Below are 17,164 nucleotides of genomic sequence, written 5' to 3'. Positions count from 1 at the left end.
ATCTTCTACTGCTGGGCTAATAGTCGTTTGTGAGTGCTGACAGACATTAGGATACCAAAACCTGCCATCAGAGTAACCATAGATGTCCCGCCGTAGCTAACCAAAGGCAATGGCACACCCACCACAGGCAACAATCCGGATACCATACCAATATTGACAAAAACATAGACAAAAAATGTCAGTGTAATACTGCCTGCTAATAGTTTACTGAAATTGTCCTGAGCACGACTGGCGATAATCAAGCCACGCGCAATGATAAAGGCATACAAGGCTAACAGAAATAGCACACCTATCATGCCCAACTCTTCGCTGAACACAGAAAATATAAAGTCTGTATGGCGCTCAGGCAAAAACTCCAATTGTGATTGAGTACCATGCATCCAGCCTTTGCCTTCAAAACCACCTGAGCCTATGGCTATTTTTGACTGAATAATATGATAGCCAGAACCTAAAGGATCGCTTTCCGGGTTTAAAAAGGTCAGCACACGGCGTTTTTGATAATCGTGCATTACAAAAAGCCACATAGTGTAAGAGGCGACTGGAATGATCAAGGCTATTGCGGTGATTATTCTCCAGCTCATACCGCCTAAAAACAGTACGAAAACGCCAGCTACAAAAATCAAAATGGATGTGCCTAAATCGGGCTGTTGCTGAATGAGTACAGTGGGAATAGCACACATAATAAAACCGACAATCAAGTGCCGGAATTTCAACGGTAAAGGGTGAGAGGATACATACCAGGCGACGGCCATAGGTACCGCCAGTTTCATGACTTCAGAGGGCTGAAACTTCATAAAGCCTAAATCCAGCCAACGCTGTGCACCTTTACCTACATGGCCAAAAGCCAGCACCATCACCAACATGGCTGTTCCGGCTAAAAATAAAGGGACGGCCCAAAAATGAAAGGTTTGAGGTTTTACCTGAGCTAAAAATAGCATGGCACCGAAAGCAAAAACCAATCTGGTACTATGTGCAGCCATCATATCCCAGTGTTGGCCACTGGCGCTGTAGAGTACAAATAACCCTGTAACACATAACAGTATTAAACCCGCCAATAACGGACCGTCCAAGTGTAACTTTGCTAGTAGCCCTTTATGATTAGGATCTTTTAGCAGGTTCATTGCGGTTCTCCTGAGCTGGATCCAGCCAGAGTGGGTGGTGTTTTACGATATTGCAGCGTGAACCAGATTTCTTTGCTGCGCTCAGGTTTAGGCAAGGTCATGGCTGAGCTCCTGCCGCGCTTTGACGTGTGAAGTAATAATCCATCATTTTACGAGCTATTGGCGCAGCGTTTGAACCGCCACCACCAGCGTTCTCAACAGTCACAGTTAAAGAAATGCTTGGATTCTCTGCAGGGGCGTAGCCAATAAACATCGCATTGTCGCGGTGGATTTCTTTAATTGCATTGGCATCATACTTTTGATTGGCTGCCATATTAATCACCTGGGCAGTACCGGTTTTACCTCCGGCGCTGTAACTAATGCCTTTAAATGCATTAAAACCAGTGCCACCTTGTTCCATAAGCGTTTGGCGCATCGCTTCTTTGGATATTTGCCAGTTCTTCGGATTCTTTACCTCTATCACGCGTTCCAAGGGAGCAATAAGACTGGTATCTTTACTTTGATTGCGGAAGTAGCGGCCCATATGCGGCGTAGGTTTTAAACCATCGTTCAGCAGAATTGCGGTAGATAAAGCCAGCTGCATTGGGGTAGTGCTCCAGTAACTTTGACCTATACCCAAAGACACTGTATCGCCCGGAAACCAATTTTGTTTGTGTCGAGCTCTTTTCCATTCTTTTGATGGCATCAGGCCCGCACTTTCCTCCATTACATCTATGCCGGTACGTGAACCAAAACCAAATTTTTTCATATAGTCAGAAATTCTGTCTATGCCAAGTTTTACGGCTAAGTCATAAAAATAAGTGTCGCAGCTTTTGGTGATTGCTGTATAGACATCAACCCAGCCATGGCCCCATTTTACGTGGTCACGGTAGGGCCTGCTGTAGTTCGGCAGCTTATAAAAACCAGGATCGGGGATCCGGGTTTGTTCCGTCACTGTGCCATGTTCTAAACCTAATATGGCCATGTGAGGTTTAATAGTGGATGCAGGCGGATAAACCCCTTGCGTGACTCGGTTCACTAAAGGGCGATCGGGAGAATTCAGTAACTCACGGTAGTTTTTTCCGCTGATACCATGTACAAACAAATTCGGGTCGTAGCTTGGGTTGCTATAAAAAGCGAGTACCGCACCATCGCGTGGGTCCATTGCTACTATGGCTCCGCGATTCTCACCCAGCAGCTCTTTGGCTTTTTTCTGCAGATGCATATCAATAGATAGAATTAAATCATCACCAGAAGTAGCAGGTTTGGAGTCAAGGATTCGTATCACCCTGCCTCTGTTATTTACTTCCACCTGCTGAAAACCCACCTGACCATGCAGCTGGCTTTCGTAATAACGTTCAAGACCAATTTTTCCTATATCGCGGCTGGCAGCGTAGTTTGCTGTAACGCCTTCTTCTTCGAGTTTATCCAGCTCTTTGGCGTTAATTTTGCCGATATAACCTATAGCATGGGTAAAGAGTTCACCATAAGGATAGTGACGGGTTAAGCGGGCTTCCAAAGTGACACCAGGCAATCTGTGTTGATTCACCGCTATGATAGCCACTTCCTGTTCTGTCAGATGCTCTTTGACCGCTATGCTGACAAAACGTCTGTGGTATTTCACTTCTTTTAAAAATTCTTGCTGGCGCTCCGGCGTAATTTCAATCAGCTTTGCTATTTCCATTAGCGTTTGAGAGATGTCTTTTACCTGCTCAGGGATCAATTCTACCGAGTGAATAGGACGATTTTCTGCTAATAAAATACCGTTACGATCATAAATCAAACCTCGGTTTGGCGGTTGCGGGATCAGTTTGATTCTGTTGCCATCAGCACGGGTTACATAATGATCATGCATCACCACTTGTAACTTGTACTGGTTAAATACCACCACAAAAAAACAAATCAACACCACTGCATAACCAAACAACGCCCGTTGATTAAACAACTGACTCTCGGCTGCTGGGTCCTGAATGGATTGGCGTTTTTTAATCATGGTTAGTGGTGATTATCCCTAAATGGAGAATGGCAAACCCCGATGCTTGCAGTCATTAGAACCTGAACCACACTAAATTCAGGGGTTTCACTCAACAGTTTGGCTGGTTCTGTTTGGTGTCGAAAAGACAGAAATCGCTGCATTGTTGATATTATTCGCGATGATAGGGGTGATTGGTACTGATACTCCAGGCACGATACAAGCTTTCAGCCAGTACAACCCGAACCATAGGGTGTGGCATAGTCAGGGCCGATAACGACCATTTACTCTCGCTGGCCGCTATGCAGGCTGGCGCCAAGCCCTCAGGGCCGCCCACCAGTAAACAGACATCGCGGCCATCCATTTGCCATTGCGTCAGTTTTTGCGCCAGCAGGGGACTGCTCCAGTTGCCACCTTCCACCTCCAGCGTAATAATGCGGGCACCTTTAGGCACGGCCGCCAGCATTTTTTCGCCTTCGGTGTCCAGAATACGTTTTATGTCCGCATTTTTCCCGCGTTTACCCGCAGGAATTTCAATCAACTCCAGAGGCAAATCACGTGGAAAACGACGGGCATACTCTTCATAAGCCGTGGTGACCCAATCAGGCATTTTAGTACCGACTGCAATCAGCATTAACTTCATGCTGTTAAACGCTCCAGAGTTTCTCTAACTGGTAAAAGCTGCGGCTTTCTTCCTGCATAACGTGGGCTATTACTTCACCCAAATCAATCAGTACCCACTCACCTGAACCAGAACCTTCGATACCTAACACACTGATACCAGCTTTTTTCGCTTCTTTAGCCAGATGGTCGGCAATAGAACGTGTATGACGGTTTGAGGTGCCTGAGCAGATCACCATGGAATCTGTCACATTGGATTTTTCTCTGACATCCAGGCTGACAATATCCTTGGCTTTCATGTCGTCCAGCTTGTCGAGGACGAATGCTAATAACTCTTGTGCTTGCACTTTTTACTCCGGGATCTAAAAACGCCATATGTTAACACTTTTTGTTTTGATCTTATACGCCACTGTACAGCCTTTCTGTTTTTATGTAGTGCAAGACTTCGGCTGGTATCAGCTGAGTTAGTTCGGAGCTTGGTTGGTTTTTTTCCAGTAAGGCGCGAACCCGGGTTGCACTCAGATCTACAGGAGGGTTGCCCAGTAGCATAATTTTGCCGGCGTCGAGTAAATGCAGATCTTGCATGGAACTAGTGCCGTGTTGCTCAAGCAGAGCAGGACAATCGCCGTCTTCAGCTGTACTGCCCGGTCGTTGGCAGACGACCAGATGTGCCAGTTGTAAAATACTCTGCCACTGATGCCATTGTTTAAAGTACGCCAGTGAATCCATACCCATCACAAACAACAAACCACCCCGCGGGTACTGTTGGCGTAGTAAACGCAAACTATCCACAGTGTAGGAAGGGCTATGTTTATCTAGCTCAAGTGGCTGAAGAGAAAGGCCAGCAATATGCTCAATAGCGAGTTGCACCATAGCAGCTCTGTGTTCTGCACTGACGCCTGGACTGGAACGATGAGCTGGAAGGTGACAGGGCATCAGTTGCACTTCACTGACTGCACAATGTTGTAACACGTATTGAGCGCAGGCTAAATGCGCCTTATGTATGGGGTCAAAAGTGCCGCCAAATACGGCAAAAGCACGATCAGGGCGTGAAGTCGGCATAACGCTGCTGCAATGAAAATACTTTGGAAACAGGGCTGACCAATAAACTAACTAAATGTGCTAATGCCAGTTCATGGCTGCTTAAGGCACCTGATTTAAAAGCCCGGTCAAAGGCGGCCAGTTCTTGCTGCACATAGCCTAGCCATTTGGCTGGTAAACGCGACACGGCGATTTGGTACATAGGTTGACGTTTAGGCCAAATGGCATTTTTTTTGAAAAAATCCGCCAGAGGTTTACCCTGTTGCTGGGCCAGATGCATTTGCATCAAAGTAGTGACTTCTTTTTGCAATTGCCAGGCAATAATCACAGGTTCAGTGTCTTGCTGTAATAAACGGTCAAGCCGGTGCAAGGCTTCGTTACCCTGACCAGACAATAAAGCATCTACCAACTGAAACACTGAAAAATGTGACTGGTCAGCTAAATGCTGTTCCAGAAGTTCAGCATCGACAGCACCACTGACCAGACTTAACCCCAGTTTTTCCAGCTCCTGTGCAGCAGCCAATAAATTACCGGCACAGTGATGCTGCATCAAGGTGATGGCATCCGGTGTTAAATGCAGTTTGAGTTGCGATGCGCGTTGCTGTAACCAACGCTGAAATTGCTGATCGTCCAGCGGATAAAACTGCACCTGTACTGCCTGTTCAGCCAAGTTTTTAAACCAGGCTGATTTAGCGTAATCAGTGGCGTTTTTGGCAGCATGCAGCACCAGAATTAAATCCGGGTGCACTAATGAGGGGAGCTGTTTTAATAAGTCGCTTGCGCCTGTTGGCAATTTAGCCGGTAGTTCCAGCTCAAATACCCGACGAGGCGAAAATAAGGATAAATTATTCAGCTCCATCAGAAAGTCGTTCCAGCTGAAACTGCTGTCCCAGCTGTAACTTTGCCGTTCATCAAAGCCATGTTTTTTTGCAGCAGCCCGAATGAAATCAATGCTTTCCTGCTTTTGCAGCGGCTCTTCACCAAACACCAGATACACTGGTGCCAGGCTTTTCTGTAACTGTGCAGCAAGCTGATTGCTATACAGCTTCAGCATTAGCGGATCCGGTTTAACTGGCGGATAATACGGCTGGCGGCCTGATTTCTCAGTTCCTGCAATAACAAATCCAGTTCTTTGGCTTTGGCCAAAGCCAAATTTGGATCATCCTGATAATCACGAGTCAGTTCAAACTGAAACTCTTGCAGTTCCTGATCCGGCAGCAATAACTGGTACTTGACTCTATAGATCAGTTCGTATTCGGCAACCTGGCCATTGGGAAATAACGATAAGGTGCGGCGTTCCAGACTATCTTGTTGTAGCATCAGTGCTGGTGCTTGTGGATCCAGTTTGGTCAGCAATTTTACTTTATTGCTTTCTAATTGTTGTGATAACAGGTTGGCCAGTTCAGAATGCTTTTTAGCATCCACAAAAATAGCCGGATAACGTTCCAGCGGCAGGCTACCACGTAAGTGGAAGCCACAGCTGGTCAGAAGCAGGCTGCCAGCAAGCAGCAGCCCTGTCCACATCAAGTGTTTTTTCATTTTATCCTACGGCCAGACTCAGCAGTTTACCCGGAACATAAATCACTTTACGGATAGTGACTCCTTCAAGGAAACGCTGCACGTTTTCTTCTGCATGAGCAAGTTCCAGTACTTGTTGTTCAGTGGCATCAACTGAGACTGTTACTTTAGCCCGTACTTTACCGTTAATTTGCACTACCACTAACTTTTCATCTTCCACCATAGCAGCTGCATCAGCCACAGGCCATGGGCTTTGCTCCAATGCTGTAGTAAAACCTAATTCTTGCCACAGGTACTGCGACAAGTGTGGTGTGATTGGGTTCAGTAATTGAATTAAGGTCTGAATACCTTCACGTTTCACTTGTTTGTCTGCATCTGTATCGACAGGCGCTTTTTGTACTTTGTTGGCCAGTTCCATAATGGCGGCAACAGCTGTATTAAACACGTTGCGACGGCCTATATCGTCTGACACTTTAGCGATAGTTTTGTGAATATCGCGGCGCAGCGCCTTTTGGTCGGAATTTAATTCCAAAGAGGTCACAGCTGTGCTGAACAGCTCTTTGTGATCGGCTGCCAAAGTCCAAATCCGGCGTAAGAAACGGTTTGCACCTTCTACCGCCGAGTCTTGCCATTCCAGAGTTTGCTCTGGTGGCGCGGTAAACATCATAAACAAACGTACTGTGTCGGCGCCGTATTGGTCGATCACCAGCTGCGGATCTATACCGTTGTTTTTCGACTTGGACATTTTGCTCATGCCCGCAGACAACACCGGCTTGCCGTCTGTTTTTAAAATAGAGGCCGTAATGCGACCTTTTTCGTCACGCTCTGTCGCGACATCAGCAGGGGAGAACCATTCTTTACCACCGTTTTCAGTTTCGCGGTAGAAAGTGTCTGCCAATACCATGCCCTGGCACAATAAACGCTTAAAAGGCTCATCGCACTGGACTAAACCTACGTCACGCAACAGTTTATGGAAGAAACGTGAATACAGTAAATGCAGTATGGCGTGTTCTATACCGCCAATGTACTGATCAACCGGCAGCCAGTAGTTGGCTTTAGCCGGGTCCAGCATGGCTTTGTCATGATCCGGGCTGCAGTAACGGGCATAGTACCAGCTCGATTCCATAAAGGTGTCGAAGGTATCGGTTTCATGGAAAGCGGCCTGGCCGTTGTAGGTGGTTTTTGCCCACTCTGGATCGGCTTTGATCGGTGAAGTCACACCATTCATCACCACATCTTCTGGTAAACGTACCGGCAGCATGTCTTCTGGTACAGGAACCTGAGTACCATCTTCCAGTGTCAGCATTGGAATTGGTGAGCCCCAGTAACGTTGACGGGATACACCCCAGTCACGTAAACGGTAATTCACTTTGACCTGTCCTACGCCCATAGCGGCTAATTTGTCGGATATAGCTTTAAAAGCGGCAGAAAAATCTAAACCGTTAAATTCAGCTGAATTAATCAGCACGCCTTTTTCAGTAAAGGCTGCAGTGGTTAAATCGCAAACTGCAGCGCTGCCAGCTTCTGGCTGAACCACTTGTTTAATAGCCAGGCCGTATTTAGTGGCAAATTCATAATCGCGCTGATCGTGACCAGGTACGGCCATCACAGCGCCTGAGCCGTAATGCATCAGTACAAAGTTAGCGACCCAGACTGGTACCTGTTCACCTGTTAAAGGGTGAACCGCGAACAAACCTGTTGGTGCGCCTTTTTTCTCCATAGTCGCCATATCGGCTTCTGCTGTTTTACCACCTTTACATTCTTCAATAAAAGCCTGTAATTCAGCATTGTTCACGGCAGCTTGCTGAGCTAATGGATGCTGGGCAGCAACGGCAACATAAGTGACGCCGTACAAAGTGTCTGGACGGGTGGTGTAGACCGACATCGTCTGATCTGAATCTGCCACTTTAAACTCGATCTCTACACCTTCAGAGCGGCCGATCCAGTTTTTCTGCATAGTTTTTACTTGCTCAGGCCAGTCGTCTAACTGGTCTAAGTCTTGTAATAACTCTTCAGCGTAATCGGTAATTTTAATAAACCACTGGGCCAGTTCACGTTGTTCCACCAGGGCACCTGAACGCCAGCCGCGGCCGTCAATCACTTGCTCGTTGGCAAGCACACACTGATCGACAGGGTCCCAGTTGACTGTCGCCATTTTTTTGAACACTAAGCCTTTTTCAAACAGCTTGGTGAAAAACCATTGTTCCCACTTGTAGTATTCAGGCTTACAGGTGGCGACTTCACGGTCCCAGTCGTAACCAAAACCTAAGCGTTTCAGCTGGCCTTTCATATAGTCGATATTGGCGTAGGTCCATTTGGCTGGTGCTGTTTTATTGGCAATAGCAGCGTTTTCAGCTGGTAAACCAAAAGCATCCCAACCCATAGGTTGCATAACGTTTTTGCCCTGCATCCGCTGGAAACGACTGATCACATCACCTATGGTGTAGTTACGCACATGGCCCATATGCAAACGGCCACTTGGGTACGGGAACATGGAGAGGCAGTAGTATTTTTCTTTCGAAGCATCTTCTACTACTTTAAAGGCGTTTGTTTGTTCCCATTCCTTTTGCAGCTGCTGTTCAATCAACTGCGGATTATATTGTTCGTGCATTAAAAACCTTCCAACGTGAAGTCAAAACCAGACCGATGAAACCGGCGGGAAAAATTGCCGCTAGCATACCGCAAGCAGGGGGGCGGCAACAACTGCAACAACCGACAAACCTTGCTTTGTTTTATTTTGTGGTGAGGCTCTTGTCTGTATTACTTCTGCTGCATAAAGTAATGAACTGAAGAGGATTATTTCATCAAGGAGTAGCTGGTGTTTGGTATTGAAAATCTGTGGTTGTTTATTATTTCCGGCTTATTGCTGAATATTTCGCCAGGGCCAGATACGGTGCTAATTGTCAGCCGCAGCGCCAGTCAGGGTTGGCGTGCTGGTTTGGTTGCAGTTGCAGGTATTGGCACTGGTGTTTTTGTGCATATTTTTGCCGCTGCTTTGGGAGTTTCCGCTTTGCTTGCTACTTCTGCGACAGCTTTTACGCTGGTGAAACTGGCTGGCGCTGCCTATTTAGTTTATCTCGGGGTGAAAATGTTGTTGGCAAAACCTGCTGAACATGGCGTTGTTGTACAGCAGGTTTCATCGGCTTCCTTTCGTAGCATTTTCCTGCAAGGCTTTGTCACTAATGTATTGAATCCAAAAGTAGCGCTGTTTTTCTTAGCTTTTGTACCGCAGTTTATTGCTGTTGATGCAGCTAACAAAGCTTTGGCTTTTGTTATTTTGGGTTTTATTTTTAACGTCAACGGTATGCTCTGGTGTGTGTTTTTAGCCGTCAGTGCTGGCTTTGCCGGAAAAAAAATGAAAGTAAGCCCGCTGGTTGCGCAGTGGCTGAATAAAAGTATGGGAGCTTTATTTGTCGCTTTGGGCGTGAAGCTAGCGCTGGCAGACCAGCGCTAGCTTGAGACTTTAATGGGGCAGAGCAGTTAATACTTTGCCCACTAATTGATTCAGCTCATCACCATTACCAATCCAGCGCACGACCATCAGTAAATCGTTGTCTTTGTCGATGTAAATAATATTGCGGCCAGCACCCTGAAATGTAATAGCGGTTTCAGGAGCATTCGGCAGTGCTTTGCGGCCCGGGTTTAAAAACCAATTGGCAAAGCCATATTCAGGGTTGGCTGTGCCACCAGTGCTGGCAAGCCGGATCCATTTTTTACTGATCAGTTGCTTGCCTTGCCATTGACCATCCCGTAAAAACAGATAACCAAAACGGGCTAAATCCCAGGCATTAATAAACATGCCGCCGCCCCAATGGCCGCCACCGGATACCGATTGCATCTTCTGGCCATCCAGTTCAATCCAGCTATTGTCGTAGCCATACCAGCGCCAGGTGGACGAAGCGCCAATAGGCGTCATGATCTGTTCGTTCAGCACCTGGGGCAAAGGCTTACGCCAGACATATAAGGTGGATAATGCCAGCAGGTTCACCCGCACATCGTTGTATTTGTAGTGGCTACCAGGAGTGCGTAACGGCCGTTTTGGCCAGTCAGCCGGAGTTTTACCTTCGGGTCTGTCGGCCCAGTCCGGTTTGCCCCATAAAGTACCTTGCCAGTCACTGGTTTGACGCAGCAGATGATCCCAGCGAATTTGGCTATTGTGATTACCCTGATATAAATCGACACCATGAGGCATGTAGCTATCTACTTTGTCCTGCAGGTTATGAATTAAGCCTTGTTGCAACGCCAGACCTGTCACAGTGGTTAAAAAAGTTTTGGTGATGCTGTGGGTCATATCTACAGCCAGTGTATCGCCCCACTGGGCTATCACTGAACCCTTATAAATAATAATGCCATTGGCAGGAGCGCGGGTTTTCATCGGGCCAATAATCTGATCGTAGGGTTCTTTAGCACCAAAGGTGGTGGCCTGCACTAAGGCTTGATCCCGGTCTGCTTTGTTTTCTGCTTTGATGGCGTAATCCACAGCTTGTTGCAGCATAGCTGCATCTACCTTTAATTCGGCCGCTGGTTTTTGTTGCCATTGCCCGGCAGGTGGAAAATAGTCTGCAGCACTAGCTGCACTGGATAACAAAGCAAAAGCGGTAAACGCAAAATAGAGTTTCATCAACACCCCCTGTTATAGTTTTATGTGCAGACTGAGCTTCAGAGCAAAAAGCCGCAATAGCCTTGCGACTAAAAAGCTGTGCTACAGGTTTAAAACTCAGTTGTTCGTTTTTAGCCGACTATACTGAAGAAAAGCAGTAAGGAGGTTTTATGTCGGAATTTAAAGAAAAATATCAGAAATGGCTCAATGAGTTAGCGGATATGTTCGAAGAAGGAAGGCGGCAACAACTGGATCATCTGGTCGAATTTGCCGACACAGTCAAAGCTTATATCAAAGCGGGAAAAGAGCTGACGGCTTATGAAACTCAGCTTTTTATCGAAACCTTTAAACGTCAGGCCGCACAGGCTGAACAAGCGCCATCACTTTGGCCTGAAACTTTGTGGTATGAACTTTCACTGATTACCGACAAAACCCAGATTGAATGGCAGGAATTGATGCAGGATTTGGAGCATCAAGGCACGTATCTGCAAGGTGAAGAAGTGGGCATGGGGCTGTACCAATGCCAGCAGTGTCAGCAACAGCAAGCCTTTTACCATCCAGGAGTATTAGACGCTTGTGTCTATTGTGGGGGGACGCAGTTCAGTCGTCAGGGCCTGCCTTTTTAAAACCGTCGTCCTTGAAGCTGCAGCTTTGTTGACTGCGCCACTCGCCCCAGTCACATAGGTTAACTATGCTCCTGGGGTCTCACAGGCTTGTCGCCTCCCTGCAACTCCAAGTTACTTAGGTTTACATCATTCATTTTATTCAATGATTTGTTAAGATGACGTCATTGTAGTTTTCATCTTTCAACACTGAGCAGGTTGCATGACGCACAACAGCCATAAATATGCTTTAACCGCCGAACATTTAGGTCCACAACTCGATAAACACCTGATCCAGCAAGCGCTGGACGTGACAGGTTTATCCAGCACTTTTATTGGCCAGGACAGAGCAAAAGCGGCATTAAATTTTGCCATCGGCATGGATATGCCGGGTTATAACCTTTACGTGATGGGTGAGCCTGCTTTAGGCCGTTACACCTTAGTGCAGGATATTCTGCAGCAAGCCGCCAGCGAAAAAGCTACACCGGACGACTGGTGTTATATCAATAACTTTGATGATGAGCGTATTCCCGGTACCTTACGTTTAGTGCCAGGTGAAGGCAAAGTGCTGGTAAAAAAAGTCGAAGCCTTAATCGACGAGCTATTGGATACTTTCCCTGCGGCTTTTGATAACCCGGGTTATCAGCGTAAGAAAAAAGCAATACATCAGGAATTTGACGATAAATATGAAGCTGCTATTGCTTTAGTCGAACGCAAAGCCTTAGAGCAGCAAGTGGTGCTGTACGAGGAAAACGGCGCCGTCAGCTTTTCGCCTGTGGTCGATGGCAAAGCATTGGACGACAATGAATTTGCTAATTTATCTGAGGAAAAACGCCAGTTTTTCTATGACTTAGTCTCAGAGCTTGAAACCATATTGAATGAGCAATTGTTGGAGTTACCGCAGTGGAAACGTGAACTGTCGGAAAACCTGCGTGCGCTGCGTCGTGAGACCATAGAGCAAGCCATTAAACCGTTACTGAAGCAACTAGAACACGATTATGCCGGTGAATTGGGCGTATTACGTTATCTGCGGGATATGAAGCCTGCTTTAATCAAAGCTATGTTGGAGCTGTTACCGGAAGAAGCTGAAAGCGATAAGTTGGAAGAGCTGGATATTCGCAGCATTTTTGTCGGCGACTTTGTGCCTAATGTACTGATGCATCACGAATTGATGGACGGCGCTCCTATTATTTTTGAACCGAACCCAAGCTATGGCAATTTATTTGGCCGGGTGGAATACAGCTCGATGCAAGGCTCCTTATACACCAATTACCGCATGATCCGCCCTGGCGCTTTACACAAGGCTAATGGCGGTTATCTGGTGCTTGATGCAGATCGTTTATTGTCGCAGCCAAGCCTGTGGGATGCGCTGAAACTGGCGCTGAAAACCGGTGAAATTCTGATTGATACCTTAAGCGATCATGCAGTCACTAACTCCACCATTATTACGCCTAAGGCGATACCGCTTAGCGTGAAAATAGTGCTTTTGGGTTCGCGGGATCTGTATTATCTGGTACAGGACGTGGACGATGAGTTTAATGAACTGTTCCGGGTGTTAGCCGACTTTGAGCATTATTTGCCATTTAACGAGCAGACAGTGCGTTATATGTCGCTGCAAATTCAGGATCAAATTCAGCAAATGGATATGGAAACTTTATCCGCTTGTGGTTTAAAGCAACTGCTGAATTTTAGTTTCCGTCAGGCCGAACATCAGCGCAAACTGTCTGCCCGTTTTGCTGAAGTGCTGGAGCTGGTGCGCGAAGCCTGTTTTTATGCCACTCAGCATGACTCCACTGAGCTGCGCGCAGAGCATGTGCAAATGGCGCTCGAAGGCAAGCAATACCGCACAGGCCGTATCAGCGAGTCCTTTTTGGAAGATATTCAGGAAGGCCAGATTTTAATAGATACAGACGACTGGGCTGTTGGCAAAATTAACGGTTTAACAGTACTGGAAATTGGTGATACTGCCTTTGGTACACCGGCCCGTATCAGCGCCACCGTCTTTGCTGGTTCTACTGGCGTGGTCGATATTGAGCGCGAAGTAGAACTGGGTAAATCCATTCACTCCAAAGGTGTGATGCTGCTGACAGGTTATTTAGGCGCTAAATACGCTCAGCATTTCCCACTGACCTTATCGGCCAATATAGCTATGGAACAATCCTACGGTTTAATAGATGGCGACAGTGCGTCACTGGCAGAGGTCTGCGCGCTGATTTCAGGTATAGCCGATATTCCTATTAGCCAAAGCCTGGCGGTGACAGGGTCCATTAACCAGCATGGTCAGGTGCAGGCCATAGGTGGCGTGAATGAAAAAATTGAAGGTTTCTTCCGCTTGTGCCAGTCGCGTGGTTTAACCGGCAAACAAGGCTGTATTATTCCGGCCAGCAACCAGCTGAATCTGGTGCTGAATGATGAAGTGATTAAAGCGGTAGAGCAGGGCCAGTTTCATATTTACGTTGTCAAAGGTGTGGATGAAGCGCTGGAGCTGTTAATGGATATGCCGGCAGGTGAGCGTAACAGCAAAAATCAATACCCGAAACGCACCATTAACTACCTGGCATTGCGCCGTCTGGAAGAGATAGCCGATATAGTCAACGGTTCATCTGATGATTAACCCCCAGCTAAAGAGTATTTAGGTGAAAGCTTTTAACTGGATTTTATTCGACGCCGACGAAACCTTGTTTCATTTTGATGCATTTGCTGGCTTACAGCTGATGTTTAAAGGTTATGGCGTGGATTTTACGGCCCTGCATTATGAAGAGTATCAAGCGTTGAATCAGCCGCTCTGGCTGCAGTACCAAAGTGGCGAAATCAATGCAAAACAGTTGCAGGAACAACGTTTTCACTATTGGGGGCAGCAGCTGAATATTGCTCCTTCTGTACTTAATGCTGGTTTTCTACGGGCGATGGCAGACGTTTGTACACCTCTGCCTGGTGCAGTCAGTTTACTCAATGCGCTAATAGGCAAAGCCAAATTGGGCATTATCACCAATGGCTTTACCGACTTACAGCAAATTCGCTTAGAGCGAACAGGCCTGCATAATCATTTTGATATTCTGGTGATTTCTGAGCAGGTGGGGGCGGCTAAACCTCATCCGCAGATATTCAGTCATGCCAAAGAGCTGATGGGAAACCCGGATCCTGCCACAGTGTTGATGGTGGGCGATAACCCTGTTGCGGATATAAGCGGTGGCCAACAAGCTGGTTTTTATACCTGCTGGCTCAATCGCTTTAGCGCAACTTTACCAGCAGGTATCACAGCGGATCTGGAAGTGCAGTCTTTAACAGAGCTGGAAGCTGCATTGAGCGCTTTCCTCTGATAAAGAGGCAGAAGTTTAAAGCATGACGTTCAGTTTACCGCTGAACCATAAGGCCGCAATAAAAGCTGGTGTTGCTGCTAGCTGAACAGCCCATAAGCCGATTTTTTGTGCCTTGCTCAGCGGGCCAAAACGATGGAACAGAGTAAAGAGACTCGCCATCGCCAGCAGATAACAGAGCAGCGGCATAAACCAGCCGGAGCTGTAACTGCACGCTGCATTAAAGGCAACAGCAGCTGTGAACGTTGCCGCCAGATGAAGTTTGGTTGAAGTGGAAACTGCAGTTGATTTCATAAGTGCGTCCTCTGTTTTTTTTAGTGAAGTAACTTGCGTTAAAACAAAGACACGGCAAAAGATAAAACTGTGACAAAATTTTAGAAAAATAACTGAACCTGATTCGATCGAACACTGGCATGCTCATTACAACCAGAGCGGAGTTTGAGTTCCGCTCTGTCTGCTGAGTCATTTAGCCGGAGAAACGGCTGGCGAGTTGATTAAGGTGCTGAGCTAGTGTTAACAAGCTTTGAGAGGCTTGTTGCATTTGCTCAGCGCTGCTGAGGTTTGCCTTATTTACCGTATTCATCAGAGTTAACTGACTGCTGACATCTGCCGTTACCATGGCTTGCTGTTCTGTGGCTGCAGCTATTTGCAGGCTCATACCTTCCAGGCTTTGAATTTGACCAGCGATAGCACTGAGGCTTTGACTGACCTGTTGACTGAGTTCAACACCTTGCTGAGCTTTTGCATCAGCTTTAGTGACTGCTGTTACTGCTGCTGAAGTGCTCGAAAGCAAGCTACTGATCAGATCCTGAATTTCTGTGGTAGAACGTTGAGTTCTGGCCGCAAGATTACGTACTTCATCTGCTACTACCGCAAAACCACGACCTTGTTCACCGGCTCTTGCGGCTTCTATGGCTGCATTCAGTGCCAATAAATTGGTTTGTTCAGCCACATTACGGATCACATCGAGAATTTGACTGATGCTATCCGCTTTTTCTGCCAATAAGCGGATCACAGCTTCAACATCTGTGACTTCAACAGACAAACTTTTAATATGTGTGCTGGCTTGATCGACACTGGACTTACTCTCAGAACCTAATTGACTGACTTTGCCGGTGCTGTCGGCAGCCAAGGCTGAATTCTGTGCTATATCGGCGACTGTGGCTTCCATTTGCACCATGGCCTGTTGCACATTGGTGTAGGAGGCCAGTTGTTGTTGATTTTGCTCCAGACTAAGCGAAGATTGTTCAGACAAGGCTTTTGCCTGAGCATTCAGTGTGATGCTACTTTGATGAATATCACGGATTAAAAGCGCAATTTTGCTGATGAATTGATTAAATCCATTAGTGAGCTGTTGTAGTTCGGCACCATTTTGTTGCTCTATCCTGACCGCTAAGTTCGCCTCTCCCTGTCCCATACGGGCAAACAGCTCACCCAGTTGCTGGATGGGGCGACTGATACTGTTACTCAGCAATATAGAAATAAAGGCAAAGATGATGGTCACCAGCAAGGCGGTAATCCAACTGGTTTGTTTGATCTGCTCTAACACCGAAAAGACTTCGGTTTCAGGCACCTGAGCCACTAAATACCAGTCCATACTTGGCACATAAATAGCCGCCAGCACCAGTTTCTGCCCATTGACTGTTGCGGAAAGTAGCTGAATACCTTGTGGTTTTAATAGAGAGCCAAGTTCGACACCTGGTAACACTGTGGACAATGCGGTACCTATACTCTGTTCGGGGTGCAATTGGATCTGGCCCTGCGGGTTCACCAGGTAAACAAAACCTGTCTGCTCAATTTTATACTGGCTAATCATAGTAACCATCTCTGTCAGCGGTTTGGCAATACCTGATAAACCTCTGCCGTCGAGTTGCTGGTAGTTTACAAAAATCTGATAGCCTACTTCCGGACTATTAAATACAGAAACCTGGCTCGTTTTACCGCTGTCTTTAAAGGCAAAAAACCAACTGTCTTGCTGCTGATTTAACCGACGTAAAAAGCCTGCTTCGTTCCAATAGTCACCCAGTTCTCTGTTGCAAAAGGATGCAGCTTGTAAACCATGGCGTTGTTTTATGTTTTCCAGTTCAGCAACCAGCAGTTGTTCACGAGCTGGATCTCTGTTGCTGTTTAAAAAGTCATGAAACTGAGGTGAGGTTGCCAATTGCTGTGCAATACCACTCAAATGATCAATTTCGGTTTCTATGCTGGCTTTGATTTGCTGCAGGCTTTTTGGCAGTTCGCTGTTTAGCATCCTGTCAGTTAATACAGTCTGAGTCATAGACTGACTAATCATACTGATCAACACACTGGCTATTAAGACGGCGCCACTTAAACTAAGTAATAATTTATGTCGGATCGACAAGTGGTTAAATTGCATAACTTCCTCTATTTAA

15 protein-coding genes are annotated in these 17,164 nt (G+C 46.6%); 4 read left to right on the top strand and 11 right to left on the bottom strand.

The features are described from left to right. Nucleotides 1-5 precede the first annotated feature (5 nt). From rodA to leuS, 8 genes are all read right to left on the bottom strand, one after another. Nucleotides 6-1,121, bottom strand: a complete 1,116-nt coding sequence (gene rodA / locus EMM73_RS13015; RefSeq protein ID WP_127686937.1) for a rod shape-determining protein RodA — start codon at nucleotides 1,119-1,121, stop codon at nucleotides 6-8. Between the two features lie 97 nt (nucleotides 1,122-1,218). After that, the gene (gene mrdA / locus EMM73_RS13010) at nucleotides 1,219-3,093 is read right to left on the bottom strand and encodes a penicillin-binding protein 2 (protein WP_186435213.1); all 1,875 of its coding nucleotides are present in this window, start codon (nucleotides 3,091-3,093) and stop codon (nucleotides 1,219-1,221) included. A 151-nt stretch (nucleotides 3,094-3,244) separates the two neighbouring features. After that, nucleotides 3,245-3,715 carry a 23S rRNA (pseudouridine(1915)-N(3))-methyltransferase RlmH gene (gene rlmH, locus EMM73_RS13005; RefSeq protein ID WP_127686935.1) on the bottom strand — a complete coding sequence of 157 codons (471 nt, stop codon included), beginning with the start codon at nucleotides 3,713-3,715 and terminating at the stop codon, nucleotides 3,245-3,247. A gap of 4 nt (nucleotides 3,716-3,719) precedes the next feature. After that, nucleotides 3,720-4,040 carry a ribosome silencing factor gene (gene rsfS, locus EMM73_RS13000; RefSeq protein ID WP_127686933.1) on the bottom strand — a complete coding sequence of 107 codons (321 nt, stop codon included), beginning with the start codon at nucleotides 4,038-4,040 and terminating at the stop codon, nucleotides 3,720-3,722. Nucleotides 4,041-4,092: 52 nt separating this feature from the next. Next, nucleotides 4,093-4,755, bottom strand: a complete 663-nt coding sequence (gene nadD / locus EMM73_RS12995; RefSeq protein ID WP_127686931.1) for a nicotinate-nucleotide adenylyltransferase — start codon at nucleotides 4,753-4,755, stop codon at nucleotides 4,093-4,095. Beyond that, on the bottom strand, nucleotides 4,736-5,788 hold the full coding sequence (holA, locus tag EMM73_RS12990; RefSeq protein WP_127686929.1) for a DNA polymerase III subunit delta: 1,053 nt from the start codon (nucleotides 5,786-5,788) through the stop codon (nucleotides 4,736-4,738). The genes nadD and holA overlap by 20 nt, the downstream gene beginning before the upstream one ends. Next, complete coding sequence (locus tag EMM73_RS12985) at nucleotides 5,788-6,273, bottom strand: LPS-assembly lipoprotein LptE (RefSeq protein WP_127686927.1); 486 nt, start codon at nucleotides 6,271-6,273, stop codon at nucleotides 5,788-5,790. The genes holA and EMM73_RS12985 overlap by 1 nt, the downstream gene beginning before the upstream one ends. Nucleotide 6,274: 1 nt before the next feature. Continuing rightward, nucleotides 6,275-8,863 carry a leucine--tRNA ligase gene (gene leuS / locus EMM73_RS12980; protein WP_127686925.1) on the bottom strand — a complete coding sequence of 863 codons (2,589 nt, stop codon included), beginning with the start codon at nucleotides 8,861-8,863 and terminating at the stop codon, nucleotides 6,275-6,277. Between the two features lie 207 nt (nucleotides 8,864-9,070). Between leuS and EMM73_RS12975 the strand changes: the two genes are divergently transcribed. Continuing rightward, nucleotides 9,071-9,706: a LysE family translocator gene (locus EMM73_RS12975; RefSeq protein WP_127686923.1), complete on the top strand. Its 636-nt coding sequence runs from the start codon at nucleotides 9,071-9,073 to the stop codon at nucleotides 9,704-9,706. Between the two features lie 9 nt (nucleotides 9,707-9,715). On the opposite strand, the gene EMM73_RS12970 is transcribed toward EMM73_RS12975, so the two are convergent. Then, nucleotides 9,716-10,873, bottom strand: coding sequence for a serine hydrolase domain-containing protein (locus EMM73_RS12970; RefSeq protein WP_127686921.1), 1,158 nt, complete (start codon nucleotides 10,871-10,873; stop codon nucleotides 9,716-9,718). Nucleotides 10,874-11,022: 149 nt separating this feature from the next. Between EMM73_RS12970 and EMM73_RS12965 the strand changes: the two genes are divergently transcribed. The 3 genes from EMM73_RS12965 (at nucleotide 11,023) to yjjG (ending at nucleotide 14,774) form a co-directional block, all read left to right on the top strand. Continuing rightward, nucleotides 11,023-11,478 carry a zinc ribbon-containing protein gene (locus EMM73_RS12965; RefSeq protein WP_127686919.1) on the top strand — a complete coding sequence of 152 codons (456 nt, stop codon included), beginning with the start codon at nucleotides 11,023-11,025 and terminating at the stop codon, nucleotides 11,476-11,478. A 199-nt stretch (nucleotides 11,479-11,677) separates the two neighbouring features. Then, nucleotides 11,678-14,068 carry a Lon protease family protein gene (locus EMM73_RS12960; RefSeq protein ID WP_127686917.1) on the top strand — a complete coding sequence of 797 codons (2,391 nt, stop codon included), beginning with the start codon at nucleotides 11,678-11,680 and terminating at the stop codon, nucleotides 14,066-14,068. Between the two features lie 22 nt (nucleotides 14,069-14,090). After that, nucleotides 14,091-14,774 (top strand): pyrimidine 5'-nucleotidase, encoded by a 684-nt coding sequence (gene yjjG, locus EMM73_RS12955; protein ID WP_127686915.1) that lies wholly within the window; start codon nucleotides 14,091-14,093, stop codon nucleotides 14,772-14,774. A 15-nt stretch (nucleotides 14,775-14,789) separates the two neighbouring features. On the opposite strand, the gene EMM73_RS12950 is transcribed toward yjjG, so the two are convergent. Continuing rightward, nucleotides 14,790-15,065 (bottom strand): hypothetical protein, encoded by a 276-nt coding sequence (locus EMM73_RS12950; protein WP_127686913.1) that lies wholly within the window; start codon nucleotides 15,063-15,065, stop codon nucleotides 14,790-14,792. A gap of 172 nt (nucleotides 15,066-15,237) precedes the next feature. Beyond that, on the bottom strand, nucleotides 15,238-17,148 hold the full coding sequence (locus tag EMM73_RS12945) for a methyl-accepting chemotaxis protein (RefSeq protein WP_127686911.1): 1,911 nt from the start codon (nucleotides 17,146-17,148) through the stop codon (nucleotides 15,238-15,240). Nucleotides 17,149-17,164: the final 16 nt, after the last annotated feature.

This window comes from Rheinheimera sediminis (assembly GCF_004005375.1).
GTDB lineage: Bacteria > Pseudomonadota > Gammaproteobacteria > Enterobacterales > Alteromonadaceae > Pararheinheimera.
The sequence above is the reverse complement of the archived record's forward strand: the minus strand, read 5'-3'. Positions and strand labels throughout refer to the sequence as shown.